23 protein-coding genes and 1 pseudogene are annotated in these 20,437 nt (G+C 73.3%); 8 read left to right on the top strand and 16 right to left on the bottom strand.

Features of this window, described 5'->3' with window-relative positions:
• Positions 1-70: 70 nt before the first annotated feature.
• Positions 71-1,267 (bottom strand): MFS transporter, encoded by a 1,197-nt coding sequence (locus ACIP64_RS21015; protein WP_401588793.1) that lies wholly within the window; start codon positions 1,265-1,267, stop codon positions 71-73.
• 260 nt (positions 1,268-1,527) lie between these two features.
• Between ACIP64_RS21015 and ACIP64_RS21010 the strand changes: the two genes are divergently transcribed.
• The gene (locus ACIP64_RS21010; RefSeq protein ID WP_401588790.1) at positions 1,528-2,475 is read left to right on the top strand and encodes a helix-turn-helix domain-containing protein; all 948 of its coding nucleotides are present in this window, start codon (positions 1,528-1,530) and stop codon (positions 2,473-2,475) included.
• 70 nt (positions 2,476-2,545) lie between these two features.
• Here ACIP64_RS21010 and ACIP64_RS21005 read toward each other — a convergent pair whose 3' ends face one another.
• The 3 genes from ACIP64_RS21005 to ACIP64_RS20995 form a co-directional block, all read right to left on the bottom strand.
• Positions 2,546-3,796 (bottom strand): hypothetical protein, encoded by a 1,251-nt coding sequence (locus ACIP64_RS21005; RefSeq protein ID WP_401588787.1) that lies wholly within the window; start codon positions 3,794-3,796, stop codon positions 2,546-2,548.
• A gap of 75 nt (positions 3,797-3,871) precedes the next feature.
• Positions 3,872-4,387, bottom strand: a complete 516-nt coding sequence (locus ACIP64_RS21000) for a SigE family RNA polymerase sigma factor (protein ID WP_401588784.1) — start codon at positions 4,385-4,387, stop codon at positions 3,872-3,874.
• A gap of 144 nt (positions 4,388-4,531) precedes the next feature.
• Positions 4,532-4,756: a hypothetical protein gene (locus ACIP64_RS20995; protein WP_401588781.1), complete on the bottom strand. Its 225-nt coding sequence runs from the start codon at positions 4,754-4,756 to the stop codon at positions 4,532-4,534.
• A 417-nt stretch (positions 4,757-5,173) separates the two neighbouring features.
• On the opposite strand from ACIP64_RS20995, the gene ACIP64_RS20990 reads away from it, so the two are divergent.
• Together ACIP64_RS20990 and ACIP64_RS20985 are read left to right on the top strand one after the other, a co-directional pair.
• Entirely contained in the window at positions 5,174-5,377 is a 204-nt protein-coding gene (locus ACIP64_RS20990) for a cold-shock protein (RefSeq protein ID WP_360905096.1), read from the top strand.
• 317 nt (positions 5,378-5,694) lie between these two features.
• Complete coding sequence (locus tag ACIP64_RS20985; protein ID WP_401588778.1) at positions 5,695-5,997, top strand: SCO5918 family protein; 303 nt, start codon at positions 5,695-5,697, stop codon at positions 5,995-5,997.
• A 31-nt stretch (positions 5,998-6,028) separates the two neighbouring features.
• Here the strand turns inward: ACIP64_RS20985 and ACIP64_RS20980 are convergent, their stop codons facing one another.
• Genes ACIP64_RS20980 through ACIP64_RS20965 form a run of 4 tightly spaced genes read right to left on the bottom strand, consistent with a single transcriptional unit; the run spans position 6,029 to position 10,408 of the window.
• Positions 6,029-7,312, bottom strand: a complete 1,284-nt coding sequence (locus ACIP64_RS20980; RefSeq protein ID WP_401588775.1) for an ABC transporter permease — start codon at positions 7,310-7,312, stop codon at positions 6,029-6,031.
• A complete protein-coding gene (locus tag ACIP64_RS20975) occupies positions 7,309-8,052 on the bottom strand; it encodes an ABC transporter ATP-binding protein (RefSeq protein WP_401588773.1) in 744 nt (247 codons plus the stop codon). Before ACIP64_RS20975 ends, ACIP64_RS20980 begins: the two co-directional genes overlap by 4 nt.
• Positions 8,049-9,449 carry a peptidoglycan-binding protein gene (locus ACIP64_RS20970; RefSeq protein WP_401588770.1) on the bottom strand — a complete coding sequence of 467 codons (1,401 nt, stop codon included), beginning with the start codon at positions 9,447-9,449 and terminating at the stop codon, positions 8,049-8,051. Before ACIP64_RS20970 ends, ACIP64_RS20975 begins: the two co-directional genes overlap by 4 nt.
• The gene (locus ACIP64_RS20965) at positions 9,446-10,408 is read right to left on the bottom strand and encodes a hypothetical protein (protein ID WP_401588767.1); all 963 of its coding nucleotides are present in this window, start codon (positions 10,406-10,408) and stop codon (positions 9,446-9,448) included. Before ACIP64_RS20965 ends, ACIP64_RS20970 begins: the two co-directional genes overlap by 4 nt.
• A gap of 239 nt (positions 10,409-10,647) precedes the next feature.
• Here ACIP64_RS20965 and ACIP64_RS20960 point away from each other — a divergent pair, with 239 nt between their 5' ends.
• A complete protein-coding gene (locus ACIP64_RS20960) occupies positions 10,648-11,436 on the top strand; it encodes a hypothetical protein (RefSeq protein WP_401588764.1) in 789 nt (262 codons plus the stop codon).
• An 18-nt stretch (positions 11,437-11,454) separates the two neighbouring features.
• On the opposite strand, the gene ACIP64_RS20955 is transcribed toward ACIP64_RS20960, so the two are convergent.
• The 4 genes from ACIP64_RS20955 to ACIP64_RS20940 form a co-directional block, all read right to left on the bottom strand.
• Positions 11,455-12,198: a carbonic anhydrase gene (locus ACIP64_RS20955; RefSeq protein WP_401588762.1), complete on the bottom strand. Its 744-nt coding sequence runs from the start codon at positions 12,196-12,198 to the stop codon at positions 11,455-11,457.
• A 184-nt stretch (positions 12,199-12,382) separates the two neighbouring features.
• A complete protein-coding gene (gene fmdA, locus ACIP64_RS20950; protein WP_401588759.1) occupies positions 12,383-13,633 on the bottom strand; it encodes a formamidase in 1,251 nt (416 codons plus the stop codon).
• Between the two features lie 77 nt (positions 13,634-13,710).
• Positions 13,711-14,331 carry an AmiS/UreI family transporter gene (locus ACIP64_RS20945; protein ID WP_401588756.1) on the bottom strand — a complete coding sequence of 207 codons (621 nt, stop codon included), beginning with the start codon at positions 14,329-14,331 and terminating at the stop codon, positions 13,711-13,713.
• Between the two features lie 45 nt (positions 14,332-14,376).
• Positions 14,377-14,661 carry an FmdB family zinc ribbon protein gene (locus ACIP64_RS20940; RefSeq protein ID WP_401588753.1) on the bottom strand — a complete coding sequence of 95 codons (285 nt, stop codon included), beginning with the start codon at positions 14,659-14,661 and terminating at the stop codon, positions 14,377-14,379.
• 410 nt (positions 14,662-15,071) lie between these two features.
• On the opposite strand from ACIP64_RS20940, the gene ACIP64_RS20935 reads away from it, so the two are divergent.
• Positions 15,072-15,503: a hypothetical protein gene (locus tag ACIP64_RS20935; protein ID WP_360905149.1), complete on the top strand. Its 432-nt coding sequence runs from the start codon at positions 15,072-15,074 to the stop codon at positions 15,501-15,503.
• A 170-nt stretch (positions 15,504-15,673) separates the two neighbouring features.
• The gene (locus tag ACIP64_RS20930; protein ID WP_401588750.1) at positions 15,674-15,910 is read left to right on the top strand and encodes a hypothetical protein; all 237 of its coding nucleotides are present in this window, start codon (positions 15,674-15,676) and stop codon (positions 15,908-15,910) included.
• 21 nt (positions 15,911-15,931) lie between these two features.
• On the opposite strand, the gene ACIP64_RS20925 is transcribed toward ACIP64_RS20930, so the two are convergent.
• The 4 genes from ACIP64_RS20925 to ACIP64_RS20910 all read right to left on the bottom strand — a co-directional run bounded on the left by ACIP64_RS20925 (position 15,932) and on the right by ACIP64_RS20910 (position 18,857).
• Entirely contained in the window at positions 15,932-16,864 is a 933-nt protein-coding gene (locus ACIP64_RS20925; RefSeq protein ID WP_401588747.1) for a DUF4232 domain-containing protein, read from the bottom strand.
• 90 nt (positions 16,865-16,954) lie between these two features.
• Entirely contained in the window at positions 16,955-17,680 is a 726-nt protein-coding gene (locus ACIP64_RS20920; RefSeq protein WP_401588745.1) for an SMI1/KNR4 family protein, read from the bottom strand.
• A 36-nt stretch (positions 17,681-17,716) separates the two neighbouring features.
• The gene (locus tag ACIP64_RS20915) at positions 17,717-17,965 is read right to left on the bottom strand and encodes a hypothetical protein (protein ID WP_401588743.1); all 249 of its coding nucleotides are present in this window, start codon (positions 17,963-17,965) and stop codon (positions 17,717-17,719) included.
• A gap of 118 nt (positions 17,966-18,083) precedes the next feature.
• On the bottom strand, positions 18,084-18,857 hold the full coding sequence (locus ACIP64_RS20910) for an isocitrate lyase/phosphoenolpyruvate mutase family protein (RefSeq protein ID WP_401588740.1): 774 nt from the start codon (positions 18,855-18,857) through the stop codon (positions 18,084-18,086).
• Positions 18,858-19,093: 236 nt separating this feature from the next.
• Between ACIP64_RS20910 and ACIP64_RS20905 the strand changes: the two genes are divergently transcribed.
• Both ACIP64_RS20905 and ACIP64_RS20900 read left to right on the top strand, forming a co-directional pair.
• Positions 19,094-19,597 (top strand): hypothetical protein, encoded by a 504-nt coding sequence (locus tag ACIP64_RS20905; RefSeq protein WP_401588737.1) that lies wholly within the window; start codon positions 19,094-19,096, stop codon positions 19,595-19,597.
• Positions 19,598-19,830: 233 nt separating this feature from the next.
• Positions 19,831-20,437 (top strand): annotated as a pseudogene (locus tag ACIP64_RS20900) (hypothetical protein); the annotation flags it as partial.

Below are 20,437 nucleotides of genomic sequence, written 5' to 3'. Positions count from 1 at the left end.
GCGGCCCCGCGAGAACCCCCGGGCCGACCGCACGGGGGTTCTCTGCGCCCGGACCGGGGTCCGAGCGTCGTCAGGCGGCCGCGGGGAAGGCGTGCCGCTTGCCCCCGACGACGGCCGCCGCGGCGGCGACCAGGAGCGCCAGTGACGCCCAGGTGATCGAGGCGGCGCCCAGGTTCGCGACCAGGAGGCCGCCGATGAGGCCGCCGAGCGCGATGGACGCGGAGAAGACCGTGATGGCGATCGACTGGGCGACGTCCGCGGCCTCCCCCGTCGCGTTGATCACGGCCCCGATGAACAGACTCGGGGAACTGCCGAACGCCAGACCCCAAGCCGCGGCGGCCGCATAGACCAGGACGGGCAGACCGGAGAACACGGCCAGCACGAGCACGGCGACCCCGAGGAGCGCGGTGCTGCCCACGACGAGCCTGCGCAGGTGGCGGTCGATGTGGGTGCCGACCACGATCACGGTCAGGATGGACGTGAGGCCGAAGGCGAACAGCACCCAGCCCGTCTGGCCGCCCATGCCCAGGTGCCGGAGGAAGTCGGTGATGTAGGTGTAGAGGATGTTGTGCGCGATCATGTACGCGGCGAGCGCGAACAGGATGACGCGCAGCCCGGGGATGACCAGGACCCGGGAGATCCTCAGCCGTTCGTCCGCCGGCCGGCCGTCCAGGTTGGGCAGTGTCACCAGGATCCACACCATGGTCAGCGCGGTCAGCGCGGCGGACGCGTGGAAGGCGATCTGCCAGCCGCCGAGGCCGCCCAGCCAGGTTCCCACGGGGATGCCCAGGGCCAGGGACACCGGCGTCCCGGCCAGGGCGATGGCGATGGCCCGGCCCTGCCGTCCCTCGGGCGCGAGCCGGGCGGCGTAGCCGCCGAGGAGCGGCCAGATGAGGCCGGTGCCCAGGCCGGCGACGAAGCGGATCACCAGGGTCAGCGCGTAGTCGCCGGACACGGCGGTGAGGGCGTTGGTGACGGCGACGGTGGCGAGCGCGAGTTGCAGCACGTTCTTGCGCGGCCAGTGCGACGTGGCCCGCGTCAGCGGGATCGCGCCGATCGCGGTGGCGGCGGCGTAGATCGTCACGGTCTGGCCGGTGAGCGAGACGCTCGTGTGCAGCGTGCCGCTGATCTCCGGCAGCAGGCCGGCGGGCAGGCACTCGGTGAGGATGCCGACGAAACCGCTGAGGAAGAGGCCGAACAGGGCCGCGTCCGGAAGGCGGTCCCGCCCGCGGACGGGGGTGGCTGAGGGGGTGGTCGTCTGCGTCATTCGTTCTGTCCATGAGCTGTGGGTGACCCGGTACGGCCCGCGGTGGACGTCGGGGTCGGCGGCGGCACGCGGGCCGGGGCGGCGGCGGTCCTCGCGGACCTCCGGTGCCCGGCCCGGTGGCCCCGGGCGGTTTCCCCGGGAACGCGTTCAGGCTGCTCCGGACGTGCGGGCTTACCCAGATCCCCGCTCCGCCTACGTCTCGTGTGCCTACCACCGGCAGGGACAGGCTCCGCCCTGGCGCCGGCGCGATACTGGGGGGCATGGCCACCCGCCCGGAACCCCGTACCGACCCGGCAGCCGCGCCGGCCGCCGGGTACGCGCACGGCGGCGGGGAGTCGCGGCTCGACCCGCGGGCGGAGCTCAACGAGTTCCTGCGCACCCGCAGGGCCCGGCTGAAGCCGGCCGACGTGGGGCTCGCCGAGTACGGCCGGCGCCGGGTGCCGGGCCTGCGGCGGGAGGAGCTGGCACAGCTCGCGGGTGTCTCCGTGGCGTACTACACGCGCCTGGAACAGGGCAACGGCCACAATGTCTCGGTGGAGGTGCTGGACGCGATCTCCCGTGCGCTGCGGCTCTCCGACGCGGAGCACGACCATCTGCTGCACCTCGCCAAACCCAGGCACCGCAACCAGCGGCCCGCGGCCCGGCGCCAGCAGGTGCGGCCCGCGCTGGTGCAGCTGCTGGCGGCGCTGGAGGGCGTCCCCGCGTACGTCTGGGGCCGCCGCACCGACGTGCTGGCCTGGAACGGCACGGCGTCCGCCCTCTTCGGCGACTGGGCGGCGCGGGACCCGCAGGAGCGGAACTGGGCCCGGATCACCTTCCTCGACCCGGCGGCCAGGCGGCTCTTCGCCGACTGGGAGTCCAAGGCCTCGGACGTGGTCGGGCAGCTGAGACTCGACGCCGGCCTGCACGCGGACGATCCGCTGCTCGCGGGGCTGATCGGGGAGCTCTCCCTGAGGAGCGAGGACTTCCGGAGGCTGTGGGCGGCCCACGACGTCAAACGGAAGTCGCACGGCAGCATGCGGCTGCTGCATCCGCTGGCGGGTGAACTCACCCTGCGCTACGAGTCGTTCGCGTTGCCGGACGATCAGGAGCAGTCGCTGTCGACCTATCACGCCGAGCCCGGCTCCGCGTCGCGGGAGGCACTGGGCCTGATTGCGAGCTGGGGCACGGACGCCGCACGGGAGCGGGCGGCCGCCGCCCGGGACTGAGTGCCGGCGAGCGGCCGTTCCGGATTCCCGCCGGAACGGCCGCCGCGGCCGCGGTCGCGCCCTCAGGTGTTCAGCTGAACTCGTTCCACAGGGGGCTGGTGGCGATCGCCTTGAGCTGCTTGATCGTGAGCGCCGGGGTGGCCCGGGTGGCGGCGGAGGACTGGCGCTCGGAGTTGAAGGCGCTGATCACCACCCGCCGGCCGTCGGGCCTGATCGTGTCGACGGTCCACATGACGACCCCCGAGCCGCCCTTCTCGCCGGGTCCCTGATGCGTCACGACCTTCGTGCCGTCGGGCAGGGTCTCGGCGCCGGCACCGAAGAGCTCGTCCTCGACGTCGGACATGTTCGACTGCACGTTGATCTGGACGAGGCTCCTCCCCTTCCCGTCGTCGAGCACGAGGTCCGCGAACCCGTCCTGCGGGCTGCCCTTCTCGACCACCTTGATCCCCTTGGGCACCAGGGAGATCAGGGTGCGCCTGACCGCGGCGCCGTCCGCCTCCGCGGGCGGGGCGACGGGGGTCCGCGAGGGCTTGGGCGGCCGCGGAATGGCGTCGACGGCCTTGCGCCAGGCCGGGGCGGTGGCGATCTTCTGCAGCTGGGCCAGGGTCAGGGGCGGTTCGGGCCGGGTGACCGGTGCGCCCTTCTCGGCCTCGGCGTTCCACTCCATCGCGCTGATGTGCTGCCCCTGTGCGGTGACGAGGTCGACCTGCCAGAGCTTGGTGTCCTTCCGGCGGTCCGGGTACTCGTACCCCTTGTAGAGCATGAGCGTGGAGCCGTCGGCCAGTTCCGTGGTGGTGCACAGGTCGTACGGGACCTGCAGCCGGTCCGGGCAGGAGGGGCGCTCGCTTCCCGGGGCGACGCGGTTCAGCCCGACGGAGACCTCGCCGCCGCCCTTGCCGTCGTCGTACACGACCTGGGCGTACGGCATGAGCGGCGACTTCACGCCCCGCCCCTGCTCGTCGCGGACCTCCCCCGCGGGGAGCAGTCCCTTGAGGGTGCGGACCAGGTCGGCGGCGGAGATGTCGCCGTCGTTCTCCGAGGGCGGGGAGGGGACCGTCCGCTGGGCGGCCACGGTCGCCTGTCCGTGCGCATCACCGGCCGTGGGCACGAGCAGTGACCCGCCCACGCCGACGACGGCGACCGCCGCCACACCGGCCGCGACGGCGGCCCTGCGCCGCCGCAGCAGCGTGCGGCCGCGCGCCCTGCCGGCCGCGGTCAGGGCGCTCCGATCGGTCTCGAAGGCGCCACTGGCAGTGAAGAGGGCCGCGCCGAGCCGCTCCTCGAAGTGGTCGCCGGGTTCCTGGGGGTCTTCAACAGGCATGGCAAAACCGCCGTTTCTGCACGGGTGTCGGAATGTCGGGGATGTCGGGACGTGAAGCGGGAGATGCGGGGCCGGTCAGGGTGAGGCGTACTCGCCGATGCCGTCACCGAGCAGCACACGAAGACGGGCCAGGGCGCGGACACAGCGCGTGCGCACCGCGGCCGAGCTGGCGTCCATCACGTCGGCGGTCTCCTCGATGCTGCGGTCCTCCCAGTACCGCAGGAAGACCACGGCCCGGTCCTTGGGGGGCAGTTGACCGAGGGCCTCGACCAGCGTCATCCGCAGCAGCGGGTCCGGGTGGGCGCCCCCCGCGTCGGGGAGGTCGGGAAGGACGTCCGTGGCCCGTTCCTTGCTGCTGCGACGCCGCTGATGCGTGAGGAAGACGCGGGTGAGGGTGGTCTGGGCGTACCCGGCCGGGTTGCCGACGCGGGAGACCCGTCGCCAGCCGGCGTACAGGCGGCCGAGCGTCTCCTGGACCAGGTCCTCGGCGAGATGGGTGTCCCCGCCGGTGAGCAGACAGGCGGAACGGTAGAGGTGCCCCGCGCGCGCCTCGGCGAACTGCGCGTAGTCGTCGTCCCGCCCTTGCCCCATCGCCCGCCCCTGTGTCTCCGGCTCCGCTGTCACCTCATTGATGCGGTGGGGTCCCGGAAATGTTTCACCGCCGGGCGCGGCGCCGCGGGGCATGCGAAAAGGTGGCCCCACGGCACTCGGGGCCACCGGAGAGGGGTCGCGTGGTCAGAGCTTGTGCATGCCCTGGTAGGGGCTGACGATGCGGGTCAGCTGGGAACCGAAGTCGACGAGCAGTGCACCGCCCGCGGCTTCCTCGGCCATGACCTTTCCGAGGCCGTGCTGGTCGTGGGAGACGCGGTCCCCCACGGCGAAGTGCTTGAGGACGGGTTCGGCAGGCGCCTTGAAGGGACTCGTGGGCAGGTGGCGCGGGGGCGCGGATCTCTTCGTCATTGCCGCCAGTATGCGTGGTGGGGGCGCCCGGTGCATAGGCTCGGACCCGCACCCTGACGGGGCACAGACGTCCGGATGGCGTCCCACCTCCGCGCCGGCCGTCCCCGACGGCCTGGTGCAACGGCATCGGCGGGTCCCGCCGGCCGCACATGTCCGCCGCCGCGGAACGAGAAATCGATCCGGGGTTTCCGCACCGGCAGGCGGCGCGCAATCACCCAACGCGCACGACCGGTCGCTCCGTGCTACCGTCGAATGCAGTTGCCGTTGTGATACCCGAGAACTTCCGGTGCCTTCACCGGTCTCCACGCCGGTGGAAGTGCCGTGCATTTCGGTCATTTCCCGGGCGGGGTCATCATCACAGCGACGTGGGGTCCGCACAGTGCGGATTCCGGGCACCGCCCGAAGGAGATCGGTCACATGACTACTGGCACCGTCAAGTGGTTCAACGCGGAAAAGGGCTTCGGGTTCATCGAGCAGGACGGCGGCGGGCCGGACGTGTTCGCCCACTACTCGAACATCTCCGCCCAGGGTTTCCGCGAGCTGCTGGAAGGCCAGAAGGTGAGCTTCGACATCGCGCAGGGCCAGAAGGGCCCGACGGCCGAGAACATCGTTCCGGCCTGATCACCGCGCAGCAGTCCGCCGCCGGGGCCCGCACCGAGGGGTGCGGGCCCCGGCGTGTTGCCTGTCGGGGCGCGGCAGCGGCAATTCACCGGCCCGGCAGACCCGCCGTACGAAGGATTTCTCCCCCGGCGTCGCGTCCGTACGCCGCCGGGATTTGTCACGCGCCGCCCGCACCGCTTTCTCCCGGGGAACGCGCCGGCCGCCTCCGCCGCCTTTCGGGCCGCTTGCGGCGATTCTCCTGCGGTTCTCCGTGCGGTTCGCCGCCGCGGGCATTTCCCCCTTCCGCCCGGACCCGTTCCCTCCCCCTGAGAGGCACCATGCGCTGCGTCATCGCCCGTTTCCCGTTCGAACTGACCAAGAACGGCGTGCTGGCGTCGATGAAGGGCGTCAAGCCCGAACCCGTCACGGGCGAGTCCGTGATCATCGGCCGCCGGCAGTACCCCGTGAAGCAGGTGGGCGAGATCATCACCCGGCAGGACCGCCGCGACTTCACGGCCGCGGAGGTGACCCGGGCCATGACCCGTCTCGGTTTCACCTGCCGGACCGCCCCTGAGGCCGAGACCGCCCCCGACCCCCTGGAGGAGGCGTCGGCGCTGCTCGGCTTCACCGACCGGCTGTGAGCGACGGGACTGCGTCGCAGCCGGGGCCCGGTCAGGAGGGCGCGCGCAGGGCGTCCACGGGCTCCATCCGGGCCGCCCGCAGCGACGGGTAGAGGCCCGCCAGGAGACCGACCAGGGCGCCGGCGACCGGGGCGCCGAGGGCGAGGCGCAGGTCCAGCACCGGGGTCCAGTGCTTCACGGCCGCCACGACGACCACGACGACCACGCCCAGGGCGGCCCCGACGACACCGCCGAGCAGCCCGATGGTGGTCGACTCCGCCAGGAACTGCCCGGCCACCTGACGCCGGGAGGCCCCCAGGGCGCGGCGCAGGCCGATCTCGCCGACGCGTTCCATCACCGTGACCAGGGTCACGTTGGCGATACCGATGGCGCCGACGACCAGCGAGACCAGCCCGAGCACCAGGAACAGGCCGTCGACATCGCCCTGCACACCCTTGCGGGCCTTCGACAGATCGGGCGGGGCGACCACGGTGAGGGCGTCCTCGTGACCGGGCGCGAGGGCGATCGGCGCCTGCCGGGCGACCTGCCGGGCCGCGCCGAGCGAGGTGTTCACCAGGACGCGGGTCACGTCCTTCAGGCCCATGCGGTCGGCCGCCGTGGTGGGCGGCAGGATCACCGAGGTGGACAGGCGCTGCTCGCGGCGGAAGCCGCCGAGGACGCCGATCACCGTGAACGACTGACCCTCGAAGAAGACCGCGGGGGCGTGCCGGACGTCGCCGATGCCGAGCAGCCGGGCCGCCTGGTCGCCCAGGACCGCCACCCGCTCGTGGCGCGCGACGTCCCCCGCGTCGTAGAACCGGCCGGTGGCCATCGTGCCGCGCACCGCCGCGGGCAGCGACGGGCCGGCGGCGACCACGGCGAGGGTCTGCCCGCTCAGTTCGCCCGGGGCGACCACGTCGTTCGCCCGTACCTGGACGTTCGCGGTGTCCTGGGAGTCCGACAGGGCGGCGGCCGACTCCACTCCGGCGAGGCGCTCCACCGCGTCGACGCCCTGCCAGCCGACCAACGCGGGGTCGGTCGAGCCCGGCGGCGGAGCGGGTACGACGACGGACACCGAGGTGGCGGTGAGGGCGTCGAAGCGGCCGACGATCTGGTTCGCCGCCGTCGACGCCACGCCGATGGTGATCACCAGCGTGCCGATGCCGAGCACCGTGCCCAGCGTGGTGAGGGCGGAGCGGACGGGGCGGGCGAGCACACCGGCCAGTGACTCCGACCACAGGTCCCGCGGGTCGATCCAGGGGCGCTCCGCGCGGCGCGCGCGGCGGCGGCCGCGGGAGCATTTCTCCGCGGTGCCCGTTCCGGTGCCGGTCGTCATGCGCCCTCCTGACTCAGCCGGCCGTCGTGGATCCGCACCCGCCGCCCGGCGCGCCGGCTCACGGACTCGTCGTGCGTGATCACCAGCAGCGTCATGCCCTGCGCCTGGAGTTCGGCGAAGAGCTCCAGCACCGACTCGGTGTTCTCGCTGTCGAGGTTGCCCGTCGGCTCGTCGCAGAGCAGCAGGGCGGGCTCGCCCATCAGGGCGCGGGCGATGGCCACCCGCTGCCGTTCGCCGCCGGACAGCCTCCCGGGCAGGAAGCCGGTGCGGTGCCCGAGGCCGACCCGCGTGAGGGCCCGCCGGGCGCGGTCGGCCCGGGTGCGGCGCTCACGGCCCGGCCGGGGCGCCCGGTAGGTCTCGGCGAGCATGACGTTCTCGTCCACCGTCCGGTACGGCAGCAGGTGGAAGGACTGGAAAACGAAACCGATGCGGCTGCCGCGCAGCGCGGTCCGCTCGCGGTCGCCGAGTCCGTTGGTGAGGACGCCGTCGAGCCAGTAGCTCCCCGACGTCGGCCGGTCCAGCAGCCCCAGGGCGTTCAGCAGCGTGGACTTCCCCGACCCCGAGGGGCCGACGATCGACAGATGCTCACCGCGGCGGACCGTCAGTTCCACCTCGCGCAGGGCGTGCACGGGCGGCTCGGAGTCGAAGACCCGGCTGAGCGCGTCCAGCCGGATCACGGTGTCCGCGTCCGGTGCGTCCGGTACATCCGTTGCGTCCGTTGCTGCGGGCTTTCGCCTCACGTGCCGACCACCACCTGGTCGCCCTCGTCCAGCGAGCCCCCGTCGGCCGTCACCGCGACCAGCCCGGCCGCGGACAGCCCCACGGTCACGCGCACATCGACGACCTTGCCGGCCCGCAGCACCCCGACCCTGGCCTGCCCGTCGGCGGACGTGCGGACCGCGGCCAGGGGCACGACCAGCACGGCCCCCTTGGAGGCCCCCACGTCGACGGTCACCTTCGCCGAGAGGCCCGACTGGTTCCGCAGCGGTCCGGGATCGGGCACCGAGACCACCACCGGGACCGGGGCGGACGGATCGCCGGGGGCGGTTCCGTCACCGCTGCCCGCGTCCGCCTCGCCGCCGGCGCCCTTCTCCGTGTCGTCGACCGGGTCGACGGAGCCGCCGACGCGGGACACGACCCCGTTCACGCGCGTGCCGTCGCCCGTCTCGATCCGCGCCGCCATGCCCTTGCGCAGCGCGGCCCCGTCCGTTCCCGGCACGACCGCCTGCACGACCACATCGGCGCTGGTCACGGTGGCGACCTCACCGTCCGGGGCGGCCCCGAGACGCGCCTTGACCTTGTCGACCCGTACCGGCAGGTCCGGCAGGAAGACGACCTCGCCCGCCGGCACCTTCGTGCCGTAGCCGGCGGTGAAGGCGCTGAGCGCCGCGTTCGCCTGGTTCAACTGCTGCTGCGCGGCGTGCAGTTCCAGGGCGCGGGTCGCGTCGTCGGACCCGGGCCCGGACCCGGTGTCGCCGCCGTTCTGCGCGGACAGCAGGGCCAGTTGCGCCTGCGACACCGCCGCCTGAAGGTCGCCGAGCCGCGACGCGTCGGCCGCCCCGGGCTCCAGCGGTGTGTACCCCTTGCTCTCGTACCAGTGGTTCACCGCCGTCGCCGTGCCCTGCCGGTAGTTGCCGCTGACGGCCCCCGGGTCGTGGCCGAGCCTGCGCAGGGCGCTCTGCAACTGGCGTACGTCGTCGCCCGACATGCCCGGGCCCAGAGTGCGGTACATCGGCACCGGGCCGCGCAGCACGAACACCGGACGGCCGCTGACCTGCATCAGCACACTGCCCTCGCGCAGCGTGGCGCCCTCCGTCGGCAGCTTGGTGACCAGCTGTGCCGTGGCGGCCGCGTCCCCGGAGGCGTCGGGGGAACCGACCGGCCCGGAGAGCGAGATCGCGTGCGGCGCGCCGAACTCCACGCTGCCCTGGGTCACCACACTGGCGGTCAGCTTCTGCCGCACCACGGCGACGGTGACCGGACCGGCCTTCGGCGCCTGGTGCGCGGCGGCCGCGTCGGCGGGCGACTGCATCTGCGAACCCGCGAACCAGCCGCCCGCACCCACGAGCGTCACCACCCCGACGATCAGCGCCACGGTCCTGCCGCGGTTCGCCTGGCCCCCGCGGAAGGGGCTCATCCGGTGACCCCGGAGAGGGGGTGCCGGGCGAGCGCGGGGAAGTACGCGGCCCGGAAGTCCTTGCCGCAGGCCAGGTCCTTCTTGGCGAGGTCGATCTCACGGGTGAGCCTGGTGAGGGCGGTGCCCTTGTCCAGGCTGAGCACGCCGTCCATCGGCATCTGGGCGCTCACCGAGAACTTCACCATGTCCCCGATGGAGGTCGGCTGCGTCGTGGTGACCGGGATGCCCTCGCCGCGCAGGCAGCCCGCGAACTTCTGCGCCAGCGCCACCAGGTGCGGGTCGCCGTCGAGGGCCTGGTGCGCCTGCCGGTCCTGCTCCTGGTCGGCGGCGGTCTGCCGGTCGATCTCGGCCTGGGACTTGTCGGGCCCGTACGCCTTGAGGTATGCGTCCTTGACGCACCCCGGGCTCATCTCCTTCTTGCCGCCCGAGGCCATACGCGCGCCGCCCATCGCCTGGTCGTAGGCCTTCCGCTGCGTGGGGGTGAGCGCGTTCAGGTAGGCCTCGTCCGGGCTGGTCTCCTGCTTGTCGTTGTACGCCTTGCTGCCCCACACGTTCGGGTCGTCCCGGTAGACGGCTCCGGCGTAGATGCCGAAGCCGTACTTCTCGCGGAACGTCTTCGCCAGTGCGTAGTCCTGGCCGTCGACGGCGCTGAGGGCGTCGGCCCCGTAGTCCGTCACGTGCGGGGTGTAGGTGAATCCCTTGGCGCGCATGCAGGCGGCGGTGGCGTTCTGCGCGATGTACGACCGCTTGGTGTCCTCGTCCGCGTCCGCGGGGATCTCCAACTGGCCGCCGGCAGGGGCCGTCGACGCGGCGGCCGGCGTGGTGGCGGCGGACGCCGCTCCCGCGGAGGCGGAGGCGGCGGCGGGGTCGCCATCGCCCTGGGAGCACCCGGACAGCGCCAGCGCGGCGGCCGCGGCCACCGTCGGCCAGACGCCGCGGGTCCTGAGCATGAGAGCCATGTCGTTCCATCACTTCGTTCGGAGACGCTCGGAGCGGGGGTGGTCAGCCCCGTCGCTCTCTGAACCGGGTGGACCGCCGGGCAGGGCGTAGCCTCCGCCGCCGATGTGGCGCACATCACAGCGCACACCGGCATGAACGCTCCCGAGGTGCTCCGCGGAGCCCACGGGCAACCGAAAGGGGGCTCCGCCCGGTTGAGGCGAGCGTGGGCACTTGCGAGCGGCGGAGAGGAGTGAGGCGGATGCGGACCACGGCCGACGACGAGCGGTGGAGCGAGGCGGAGCGGGCCGTACGGCTCCTCCTGAGGGAGACGGTGCCGCAGCCGGCCACGCCCGCCGACCGGCTGGTCCGCGTCCGGCTGCGCATCCGGCGGCGCCGGCGGCAGCGCGGCGCGGCGATCGGGACGGCCGCCTCACTGGCCGCCGCCGCGGCCCTGGCCGTCGTCCTGCCGGGACCGGGGTCGCCGCAGGCCGCGACGGACCGTGCGACACCCGCGGGACCGCCCCCTCCGGCGTCCTCGGCGCCCACGGTCTCCGCCTCGGCGACCCGTGACCCCGGACTCACGGCCGTCCGCCTGCCCGCGCTGGCCGGCCTGACGCTTCGGGTGCCGCGCGGCTGGCAGGCGCTGGACGTCACCGACCCGAAGGGGAACCAGGTCGGTTACGTCTCCTCGCAGCCCCTGACCGCGCCGGCGCCCGCCGCGTGCGGCGGCTCCGCCGACCAAGTGCTCGCCGACTGCGCGCCCTTGGCGTCACTGGACGAGGGCGGCGTCCTGATGCTCTTCCGGTACGACGGGACGGGCGGGACGAGCGACACGACGCCGCTCCGGATGGGAGGCGCCGCCCCCGCCGGGAAGGGCTGCCGCGTACTGAGGGGCACTACGGGGGCCGCCGGCTGGGGCCACGGCCGCTCGGCCCCCTACAGCAAGCCCTTCGAGGTGTCGGTCTCCGTCTGCATGCGCGCCCCCTCGAACGGCACGCTCGCCACCGTCACCAAGGCCCTGGAGACGGCCTTCCCGCGGGGCGGTTGACGCCCGCACCGGCCGCGGTCAGGACGGCGCGCCGGTGAGGACCTGCACCTTCCCGGTGTCGAGCGAGTAGTACGCGCCGACCACGGCGAGGGAGCCCTTCTTCACCAGGGGCGCCAGGTCGCGATTGGTCCGCAGGCCATCCGCGGTGATCTTGATCTGGGCGCGGGTCATCGCCTCGACCGGATCGGAACCGCCCTCCTTGACCGTCTGCTCGTACGCGGGACGCAGGGCCCGGGAGATCGCCTCCAGGTTGCCGGGCAGCGACGTCCCCTCGTGCATCGCCTTGTACGCCGCCTCGATCGCACCGCACCGCTGATGGCCGAGGACGACGACCAGCGGGGTCCCGCCGGTCATCGGCCCGTACTCCACGGAGCCGGTGACCACGGGGCCGACCGCCTGCCCGCCGGTCCGCATCACGAACAGGTCGCCGAGGCCGGTGTCGAAGAGCAGCTCGGGCGGCACACGGGAGTCGATGCAGGACAGGACGGAGCCGAAGGGTTCCTGCTTCATGGCGACGAACTGCCGCCGGCTGGGATCACGGTCGGGGTGCTGGAGGTTCCCGTTCACCCAGCGCTCATTGCCGTCCATCAGCCGCCGGAAGGCCTCCGACGGGCCGGCCGGCCGGGACCGGCCGCCCGGAGACGACGTCATCGCGCTCGGCGCGATGCTGCTGCTCGACGAGCACGCGGTGAGCGCGCCCGCGGCGGCCACGAGGCCGCCGGCGAGCAGCGTCCTGCGCTGCGGCTGTCCTGCGCTGTCCATCCTCGGCCCCTCACTGCTCACCGCCGCCGGGCCCCGGCGAACGTCTCGACCACGCCGAATCCTCGGCCCGGCAAGGCCGATCCGGCGGCAGGCACCGGCGGACGCGCGCAGCGTTAACACCGACGGCCCACGCCCCCGGGGCGGTGGGCCGCCGGTGCGGCAAGGGTGGCGGGGGTGACGGGGGTCAGGTGCTCGTCAGCGCCGCCCGGCCGCGGTCGACGCGCACGGGGCCCGAGGCGGACGGACGGACGTCGAAGTCGAACATGGCGGTCGGCAGGTACAGGGAGCAGCACGCGTTGGGGATGTCGACGATGCCGCTGATGCGTCCCTCGATGGGGGCGGAGCCGAGCAGGAGGTAGGCCTGCTCGCCGCTGTAGCCGAAGCGCTTGAGGTACTCGACGGCGTTGAGGCAGGCACGGCGGTACGCCATCGTCGCGTCGAGGTAGTAGTTGGTGTCGGTGTCCTGGTCGACGGAGATCCCGATGAAGGTCAGGAAGTCCGAGTAGCGCGGCTCGACATTGCCGGGCATGAAGACGGGGTTGGTGGAGATCCCGTACGTCTCCATGCCGCCCTTGATCAGGTCGACGTGGAAGTCGATGAAGCCGCCCATCTCGATGGCGCCGCAGAAGGTGATCTCCCCGTCGCCCTGGCTGAAGTGCAGGTCGCCGCCGGAGAGCTTGGCGTCCTTCACGTGCACGGGGTAGAAGACCCGCGAGCCGCGCGTGAAGTTCTTGATGTCGTGGTTGCCGCCGTTCTCGCGGGCCGGCACCGTGCGGGCGCCTTCCGCCGCGATGCGTGCGGCGAGGCTGCCGGTGGCCGTGCCGCCGAGGGCGTTGGCGGCGTCCGGGGGATTGGCGAGCGGCGGGACGCGCTGCGGGTCGGTCTCGATCAGCGCCTTCTCGCGGGCGTTCCACCGGGCGAGCAGGTCGGCGGAGGGCGCGGTGCCGAACAGCCCGGGGTGGGTGATGCCGGTGAAGCGGATGCCGGGCAGGTGCCGGGAGACCGCCTGCTGCCCGTGGAAGTCCCACACGGCCTTGTAGGCGTCCGGGAAGTAGTCGGTCAGGAAGCCGCCGCCGTTGACCTTGGCGAAGATCCCGGTGTAGCCCCAGCCCTGACCGGCCGCGTCGCCGGTCTGCTGCGGTACGGGACCGAGGTCGAGGATGTCGACGACGAGCAGGTCGCCGGGTTCCGCGCCCTCGACGCCGATCGGGCCGCTGAGCATGTGCGGGATGGTCAGGTCGATGTCGCGGACGTCGTTGGCGGAGTCGTTGTTGCCGATCTGGCAGTCGGTCCAGTCGCGGCACTCCATCCGGAACTCGGACCCGGGCTTCACCATGGCGACGTTCGGGATGTCGGGGTGCCACCTGTTGTGTCCTGGCGTGGCCTGCTCCCGCATCGACTTGGTCTGGTCGACGCTGAAAACTACGTCGGGCATGACTGCCCCTCCTCGTCTTTCTGCTTGATCGAGGTCTGACAGGCCGGACAGGCCGGTCAGGACCCGGACAGGACCGGTCAGGACGCCTCGCGGGCGATCCGGCCGGCCTGCCGCGATTTCCGGGTGAGCGGCCACAGCGCGCCGAACACCACGACGGCGAACGCGCCCAGGGCGATGGCGATCTCCGTGGTGTGCTTCCAGTAGCCGGACAGCAGCAGCGCCGCGGGGATCACTCCGGTGATCCAGCCCTCGATGGCCGTCACCCAGCCCACATAGGAGGTGAGTTCCGTCCGCCGGAGAGCGAACAGCAGGAAGAACAGGCCCCACAGGAATGACCAGTACAGCCAGATCACCCCGAAGGGGTAGTCCTTCAGAAGGTGGAAATTGGCGAACGAGTACCCCAGGGCCACCACCGCGACGAACAGCGAGTAATGGCCGACGCAGATGTTGTCCATGCCGGTGAGCAGGACGATGCCCACGTAGAGGTAGGTGAATCCGAACAGATAGATGCCGGACGCCGAGAGAATCTTGTCCGGGTCATTGCCGGCCGTGAAGATGAGATAGGTCGGGGTGAGGACCTGCAGTGCGCCGATGAAGAGGTTGAACACCCCCGCGGACCTGGGGTCGGCTTTTCCCAGGAGCAGCAGGCCGTTCATGAACAGGACCGCACCGACGAAGAGCAGTCCCACGTTCGACACGGGGACGCACCTCCCAGGTACGCGTGAGGACGGGAACCGCCCCCGTCAGGGGCGGGGCAGCCGCGAGAGCGCGGGATGCGGGGCCGGCTCCGGCCGGCGGCGCGGGCGGGACGGCACGGCGGACACGACGTCCGGGGCTTCGCGGGACCGCTCCTCCCGTTCCCTCAGGGAACGGGACGACGGCGGCGTCGCGGCGAGCGAGGGCGCGGAGAAGACCCGCCGCGCCGGGCCCGCGCACGCGGGGCAGCCGTGCCCGTCGGGCGCGGTGCCGATCGCGAGCCTCACCTCGAAAGGACCGCAGTGGTCGCAAACGTATTCATAGGTCGCCATGCAGTTGCCTCCGCGAAACGGCGCACTTCGGCCGACCTCGGCGTGCGCGCCCATTTCCACGACGCCCGCCGGGGAACGATCCCTCATTCCAGGAGACGCCACGGCAACACCGTTGTCAAGGTGACGCATGAGGATTCTGCGACGCCCTTTGCCGCTGTTTTCCGGGACTTTCGGCCCTGTTCTCGACGACCGGCCGTGGCTCCGCGTGACCACCCCCGCACATTCCGCGGACCCCGGCACCGGGAGCCGCGGAACCTGCGCTTCGCAGCCTTGTGAGGCGATTCACTGAGCTTTTCCTGGACGGGTTCCGCCCTCGCATTTAGCGTCGATATCCGGCCGCCTTTCCCGAGAAACGCGGTGACTACGGCGTGCGGATCACCGATGAACGCCGGAAAGGTGGAGACGTGACGATGGACGCCGTATGGGTCCGGGGCGTGACGGGCATTCAGCTGCACCACGTGACCGACCTCCAGGACGCCGGCCGCTTCCTCGGCAACGCCGCGATGGCGCTGCGGGCGGCCCATGTACGGACCGGGGCCGACCACTACGCCGGCATCGCCGCCGAGCTCAAGACCCTGGTGACGCGGGTGCGCGAGCTCGAGCAGGAGGCCCGCACCGCGATGCGCGAGCTGCACGCCACCGACCCGGAGCGGTTCGCCCGCTGCCGCGAGGGCCACGAGCCGTGGCCCGGCGAGATCCAGGCCGGCTTCATCCCCCGCCACACCTGCCGGGACGAATGCCTCTACCACGATCACGGTGTGCTGGCGGCGATCACCCAGTGCACCTGCGGGCGGCCGCCCTGCCAGGCCTGCGCGATCGGCGGGGAGCCCGCGCCGAACTGAGCCCCGCGCACCGCAAGGCCCCGACCGAGTCCCCGGACCGGCCGGGGCCTTCGCCGTACCGGCGCGGCCGTCACGGCCGGTGGTCGGCCCTGGGCGGCTTCATACCGGCAGGCCCGGCCAGCACCATGGGCGCCGCTTTGCCGATCGTGCGGAGGGGCGCGGGCCGCGGCATGCGACTGCCTGAGAACCCGCCGACCGTCGCGCCGGTTCCGGACTGCCGCGTCCCGCTGTCCGTCCCGCTGTCCGTCCCGCTGGGGGACGACTCCATCCCCGCCTCCTGCTCTGCGGCCGAGTTCGTCAAGCGGCTGGAGGCCCGGTCGTTGAACCCGCGCAACTGGCCGGGCTACGACCTCGGTTTCGACGCGGACGGCGCCGTCGTCCGGCTCCAGTCGCTGTGCACCCCGTGACGGCCCGGCCGGGCCCGGTGCTCAACGTGCCGTGTCCGCCTCGGACTTGTGCCAGGCGCTCACGCCGAGCTTCCCGGTCGTGCCGAGGTCGAGCTCCGGCGTCACCATCACGGGGTCCGCGCCGGGCCTGGCGCGGACCCGTACGTAGGGGGCGTCGACGGGCGTGCCGTAGGTGACGGTGTTGCGCCAGGTCAGACCGGAGGAGGCGGTCTCGCCCGGCTGGAGGGACAGGGGCCGGGGCGGGGCGTCGAACTCCGGGCCGACGGAGCCGGAGCCGCCGTGGCGGATCTTGATACCGGTGACGGGCCGGTGGCCCTCGTCGAGGAGCTGGAGCTGCGGATACCCGTCGAGGTGGTAGGGCGCGGCGGAGCAGTTCTCCAGGTGGAGGCCCACGACGCGCAGCCCCATGGCCGCGTCGCCCCGGTCGGCGGTGACGCGCACCCCGGAGGGCGGGCAGGGGCCGGACGGCACGGGCGCCTCGTCGGCCGGAACGCTGCGGACCTTGAGGACCCGGATGTGCTGGAGCGTGCCGGCACCCGGTCCCGAGTTCGCCCCGGCGGCATCGGTGGCATCGGCGGCGGCGAGATCCACCGGCCGCCGCACCGTCCGCCCGGGACCGACCGCCGGAACGGTCTGCTCGGTGTTCATCATCGCCGCCCCGGAGTCGGAGAGGAAGCTGAGGGTGACGGTGTAGGTGAACGGCTGCCGCTCGTGGCTGGTGATCCGGATCGCCGGGGCGCAGGCCGGCGACGCGACGTCCGAGCCGACGATGTCGACGTCGCCCGTCCCCTCGCCCCCGGCCGGGTCCGTCCCGCCGGCGGCGGCCGTCTCGGGTCCGCACGACGGCCCCCCGGCCCGCGGGGCGCCGGCCCCCTCGGTGTCGCACGCCGCAAGGGCCAGGACGCCCGCGAGCACGGCGGGCACGGTCAGGGGAGTGAGGCGAAGGGTACGCATCGGCTCAGCCCATCAGGACGGGCGCCGCCCCGACCGTGGTGGAGGCCACAGTTCCGGTAACACCCTCGTCACAGAGCGGCCGCACCGGTGTCAGCCCACGACCCAGCGGGCGGGCAGGGCGGCGCGGACCGCGTCGAGGTCGGCGGGCGTCCGGCCCCCGGCGTGCACCCAGGCGTGGTCCTGCACGCCGTCGCGGCGCAGCAGCAGCCCGGGGGCCGCGTACCAGCGCAGGGGCGAGTCGTCGGGGCCCACCCACATCGGGTGGTCGGGCAGGTCGACCCGCTCGTAGCGGCCGTGGAACTCCGCGAGGAGATCCGGCGGGAGCTCGCACGCGTCGTACCGGGAGTCGTGGACGAACAGCGTCTCGCTGAGGAGGAGTTCGACCCAGGCCTGTGACATCAGGTCCAGGAACGGGAGCCATCGGCCGTCCGAGTCCACGACCACGGGGGGATCGTCGCGCTCCGCCTGGTCGAGGGGGATGCCCCAGAACGCGCAGCCCTGGTTCTCGACGCGGAAGATCAGCACGCCGTCGTCGACGAACAGCCCACCCGGCGGGAGCAGCGGGTCCTGTCCGCACGTGAGGTCCGCGCGTCTCCCGAACAGCGCGTACCCCTCGCGCAGGGCGGCCGGGAGCACAAAGCCGAGTTCGTGTTCGGCGGCGTGCAGTTCCGCGCCGGGGACGCCGTCCTCCGGCAGCAGCGGGCGGTCCGTCCACGCGGCGGCGAAGTCGCGGGCGAACCGCCACGCCTGCTGCCGGCCGGTGATGCCTCCGCGCAGGGCGGCGGCCACGTCGAAGCCGGGCAACGTCGCGTCCACGGCGGCGACTCTACGCGGCCGCCGTCGCGGAGCCGGCTACCGGGACCCGCAGCTCCGCATGCCGCCCTGCCGCGTGGCGGCGGCGCTGTCGATCCAGGCGACGACGGCGCCGACCGTGGCGTCGTCGAGACTCCGGGCGAGCGCGCGGACGGCGGAACTGTCGCCCGGCAGCGGGGGGACGCCCGCCGCGATGAGGGCGGCGTGCAAGTCGACCCAGCGGGCGTCGACGGCGGAGAGAGCGGGGACGGTGTCGTGCGACCGCAGCGGAGTGTCGAGAAGGCTCATGGTGTTTCCCCTCGGATCCCGGACGGAATCGACCGGACTTGCCGTACACGACTGCCGCCGGGGAAGCCCCGGTTGCGTTCCCGGACCCGGCTTCACCCGTCCGGCCCACGCATCGCGGTCAGCGGGCGGATTCCTCGTACCGCAGGAGCCGTTGCTGCATCCGCGGGTACGGCGTCGCCGGGGGGAGCGGGCCGCCGTCGCGGACGGCGGTCGCCGTGCCGACCGCCGCGTCGATAGCGGCGCGGTACGGCAGGGAACCGGTGCTGACCCGGCGGATGCCCAGGGCGCCCAGGTCGGCGAGGGAGAGACCGGGCACGACCAGGACGTTGACCGGCACCGGGATCTCCGCGGCCAGCCGCCGCAGTTCCTCGGGACCGGTCGCGCCGGGCGCGAAGACGCCGTCCGCGCCCGCCTCGACGTACGCCGCCGCGCGACGCAGCGTCTCGGTGAGGCCGGCCTCCTGGCCCAGCCAGTACGTGTCCACGCGGGCGTTGACGAAGAGTTCCGGTGCGTGCCGCTTCACCGCACGGACCTTGCGGGCGTGCGCCTCCGGGGCGATCAGCCGGCCGGCCGTGCTGTCCTCGAGGTTCACACCGGCCACGCCGAGCGCGCCGAGCGCGGTGGCGGCGGCCGCGACCTCCTCGGCGTAGCCGTCCTCGATGTCCGCGGTGACGTGGACGGGCAGCGGAGCGAGGGCGCGGACGAGCGCGAGCGTCGCGTCCTTCGTGGCCCGGCCCCCGTCGGCGTGCCCCGCGGCGGCGGCGACCCCGAAGCTGGTCGTGCCCACCGCGGGGAACCCGGCCTCGGCGAACGCGAGCGCCGAGGCGACGTCCCAGGCGTCGGGGAGGAGGAGGGGCAGGTCGCCCGCGAAGTGAAGCTCACGGAAGGTCATGGGCGAGGACGCCTTTCAGGATCGCGTGCGGTGCGGCGGGCGGGTGCGCCCGCCGCCGCCCCACCACTCAACCCCCTCCGGAGGCGGGCCGGCAGACGGAAAAGTGCGCGCCGGTCCGGGGCGACGGCGCCCGTGAACCCCTCCGGGCGGCGAGGTCGCCGTGCGCGTACGGCGGCGGAGGACGGGCGTTCGCGTACGAACGCAACCGCGGAGGGCGCTCGGGAGTCATCGACTCCGTGATCACGACACGTATCCGGCGGCCCCTCGGCGCCGCCCTGCTCACCGCGACGACCGCGGCGCTCCTGCTCTCCTGCTCCGCAGGACCGGACGAGGCCCGGTCGGGCACGCCCGCCCCGAAGGCCGCCGCGTCCGCGTCCACGTCCGCGAGCGCGCCCGCGCCCACGGACTCCGAGGAGCCCACCACCCAGCCCGTGGAGATGGTGCGCGACGCCTTCGCCACGTTGCAGGCGACCTACCACAGCGGCTGCACGACGCCGGGCGAGTGCGAGTACTTCCTGACCCGCGTGCACGACGAACTCGACGGCCTCGACGCCGCGATGAAGGCCGACCCCCAGGGCCGCGACCACTTCCGCGAACCGCTCGCGTGGACCGCGGAGCTGAGCGACGCCCTGCACGGCGACGTCACGTTCGAGAACCTGAAGAAGCACCAGGCGCTGCTGGTCGGGACCCGCGACCGGATCAACCACTGGATGCAGGGCCACCCGGAGGACTACCGCTGAGCGCGGCGGACGCCGGGTGACCGCCGTCGCGGACATCATGGGTCCGCGCGTGGCAATGGGGAGGCAAAACCCGCCGCGGCGTTGAACCTGGCGCCCCGTGAGGGCGTACAGCACCGTAGAAGCGGCGGTCCAGCACTCCGGCCCGCCACGCCGTCAGCGGGGCCTCGCACGGAAGGACCTTCGGGTTGTCGCTCTTCACGCGCTCTCAACAGCCGCCGGACACGGACAAGGACGTGCCCGCGGACACAGCAGGCGTCCCCGACGCCGCCGCCCCCGACCCGGGCCCGACCCGCACCGAGGCCCCCGCGGAATCCGGCGAAGCGCAGGCGCCCGGGGCCGCCGACGCCGCGGCCCAGCGGCGCGACCCCGACGCCGAGCCGGCCGACCGCGGCAAGCCCAACGCGGGGCCCGCCGAGGGCGAGCGGGCAGAGCCCGCCTCAGCAGAGGAGGCCGAGACCACCGGCGAAGCCGAACCAGCCGCACGGGCAAAGCCCGCCGCGGCGCAGGAGGCCCCGGCCGCCGACGCCGCAGCCGAACAGCCCGGGACCGCCGCCGACCAGGCCGACCACCGCAAGCCCGCCGAGCCCGAGCACACGCCGGAACATGCCGGCACCGAGGGCGAGCGGGCAGAGCCCCCCTCAGCAGTAGAGGCCGACGCCGAGCAGGCCGAGGCCACCGGCGGACCCGACAAAGCTCAGGCCGAACACGGCACAGCCAGGGCCCAAGCCGCTCGGGCAAAGCCCGTCGACGCCGACAACCCCCCGGCCGAGCAGGCCGAGACCACCCGCGCAGCCGACACGGCCCAAGCCGAACGCGGCAAGCCCGCCGAAGCCGACCAGG

This window comes from Streptomyces sp. NPDC088733 (assembly GCF_044751185.1).
In the GTDB taxonomy this organism is placed as follows: domain Bacteria; phylum Actinomycetota; class Actinomycetes; order Streptomycetales; family Streptomycetaceae; genus Actinacidiphila.
Note: the sequence above shows the minus strand (reverse complement) of the source record. Positions and strands in the feature narration are given on the sequence as shown.

Bases quoted from the DNA above. Each gene is read 5' to 3' on its own strand.
- ACIP64_RS20955 (WP_401588762.1), bottom strand. From the start codon at position 12,198: ATGGACAGCGCAGGACAGCCGCAGCGCAGGACGCTGCTCGCCGGCGGC.
- fmdA (WP_401588759.1), bottom strand. From the start codon at position 13,633: ATGCCCGACGTAGTTTTCAGCGTCGACCAGACCAAGTCGATGCGGGAG.
- ACIP64_RS20925 (WP_401588747.1), bottom strand. From the start codon at position 16,864: ATGCGTACCCTTCGCCTCACTCCCCTGACCGTGCCCGCCGTGCTCGCG.
- ACIP64_RS20970 (WP_401588770.1), bottom strand. From the start codon at position 9,449: ATGAGCCCCTTCCGCGGGGGCCAGGCGAACCGCGGCAGGACCGTGGCG.
- ACIP64_RS20990 (WP_360905096.1), top strand. From the start codon at position 5,174: ATGACTACTGGCACCGTCAAGTGGTTCAACGCGGAAAAGGGCTTCGGG.
- ACIP64_RS20935 (WP_360905149.1), top strand. From the start codon at position 15,072: ATGGACGCCGTATGGGTCCGGGGCGTGACGGGCATTCAGCTGCACCAC.
- ACIP64_RS21005 (WP_401588787.1), bottom strand. From the start codon at position 3,796: ATGCCTGTTGAAGACCCCCAGGAACCCGGCGACCACTTCGAGGAGCGG.
- ACIP64_RS20940 (WP_401588753.1), bottom strand. From the start codon at position 14,661: ATGGCGACCTATGAATACGTTTGCGACCACTGCGGTCCTTTCGAGGTG.
- ACIP64_RS21010 (WP_401588790.1), top strand. From the start codon at position 1,528: ATGGCCACCCGCCCGGAACCCCGTACCGACCCGGCAGCCGCGCCGGCC.
- ACIP64_RS21015 (WP_401588793.1), bottom strand. From the start codon at position 1,267: ATGACGCAGACGACCACCCCCTCAGCCACCCCCGTCCGCGGGCGGGAC.
- ACIP64_RS20985 (WP_401588778.1), top strand. From the start codon at position 5,695: ATGCGCTGCGTCATCGCCCGTTTCCCGTTCGAACTGACCAAGAACGGC.
- ACIP64_RS20915 (WP_401588743.1), bottom strand. From the start codon at position 17,965: ATGAGCCTTCTCGACACTCCGCTGCGGTCGCACGACACCGTCCCCGCT.
- ACIP64_RS20965 (WP_401588767.1), bottom strand. From the start codon at position 10,408: ATGGCTCTCATGCTCAGGACCCGCGGCGTCTGGCCGACGGTGGCCGCG.
- ACIP64_RS20980 (WP_401588775.1), bottom strand. From the start codon at position 7,312: ATGACGACCGGCACCGGAACGGGCACCGCGGAGAAATGCTCCCGCGGC.
- ACIP64_RS20930 (WP_401588750.1), top strand. From the start codon at position 15,674: ATGCGACTGCCTGAGAACCCGCCGACCGTCGCGCCGGTTCCGGACTGC.
- ACIP64_RS20995 (WP_401588781.1), bottom strand. From the start codon at position 4,756: ATGACGAAGAGATCCGCGCCCCCGCGCCACCTGCCCACGAGTCCCTTC.
- ACIP64_RS20960 (WP_401588764.1), top strand. From the start codon at position 10,648: ATGCGGACCACGGCCGACGACGAGCGGTGGAGCGAGGCGGAGCGGGCC.
- ACIP64_RS20910 (WP_401588740.1), bottom strand. From the start codon at position 18,857: ATGACCTTCCGTGAGCTTCACTTCGCGGGCGACCTGCCCCTCCTCCTC.
- ACIP64_RS21000 (WP_401588784.1), bottom strand. From the start codon at position 4,387: ATGGGGCAAGGGCGGGACGACGACTACGCGCAGTTCGCCGAGGCGCGC.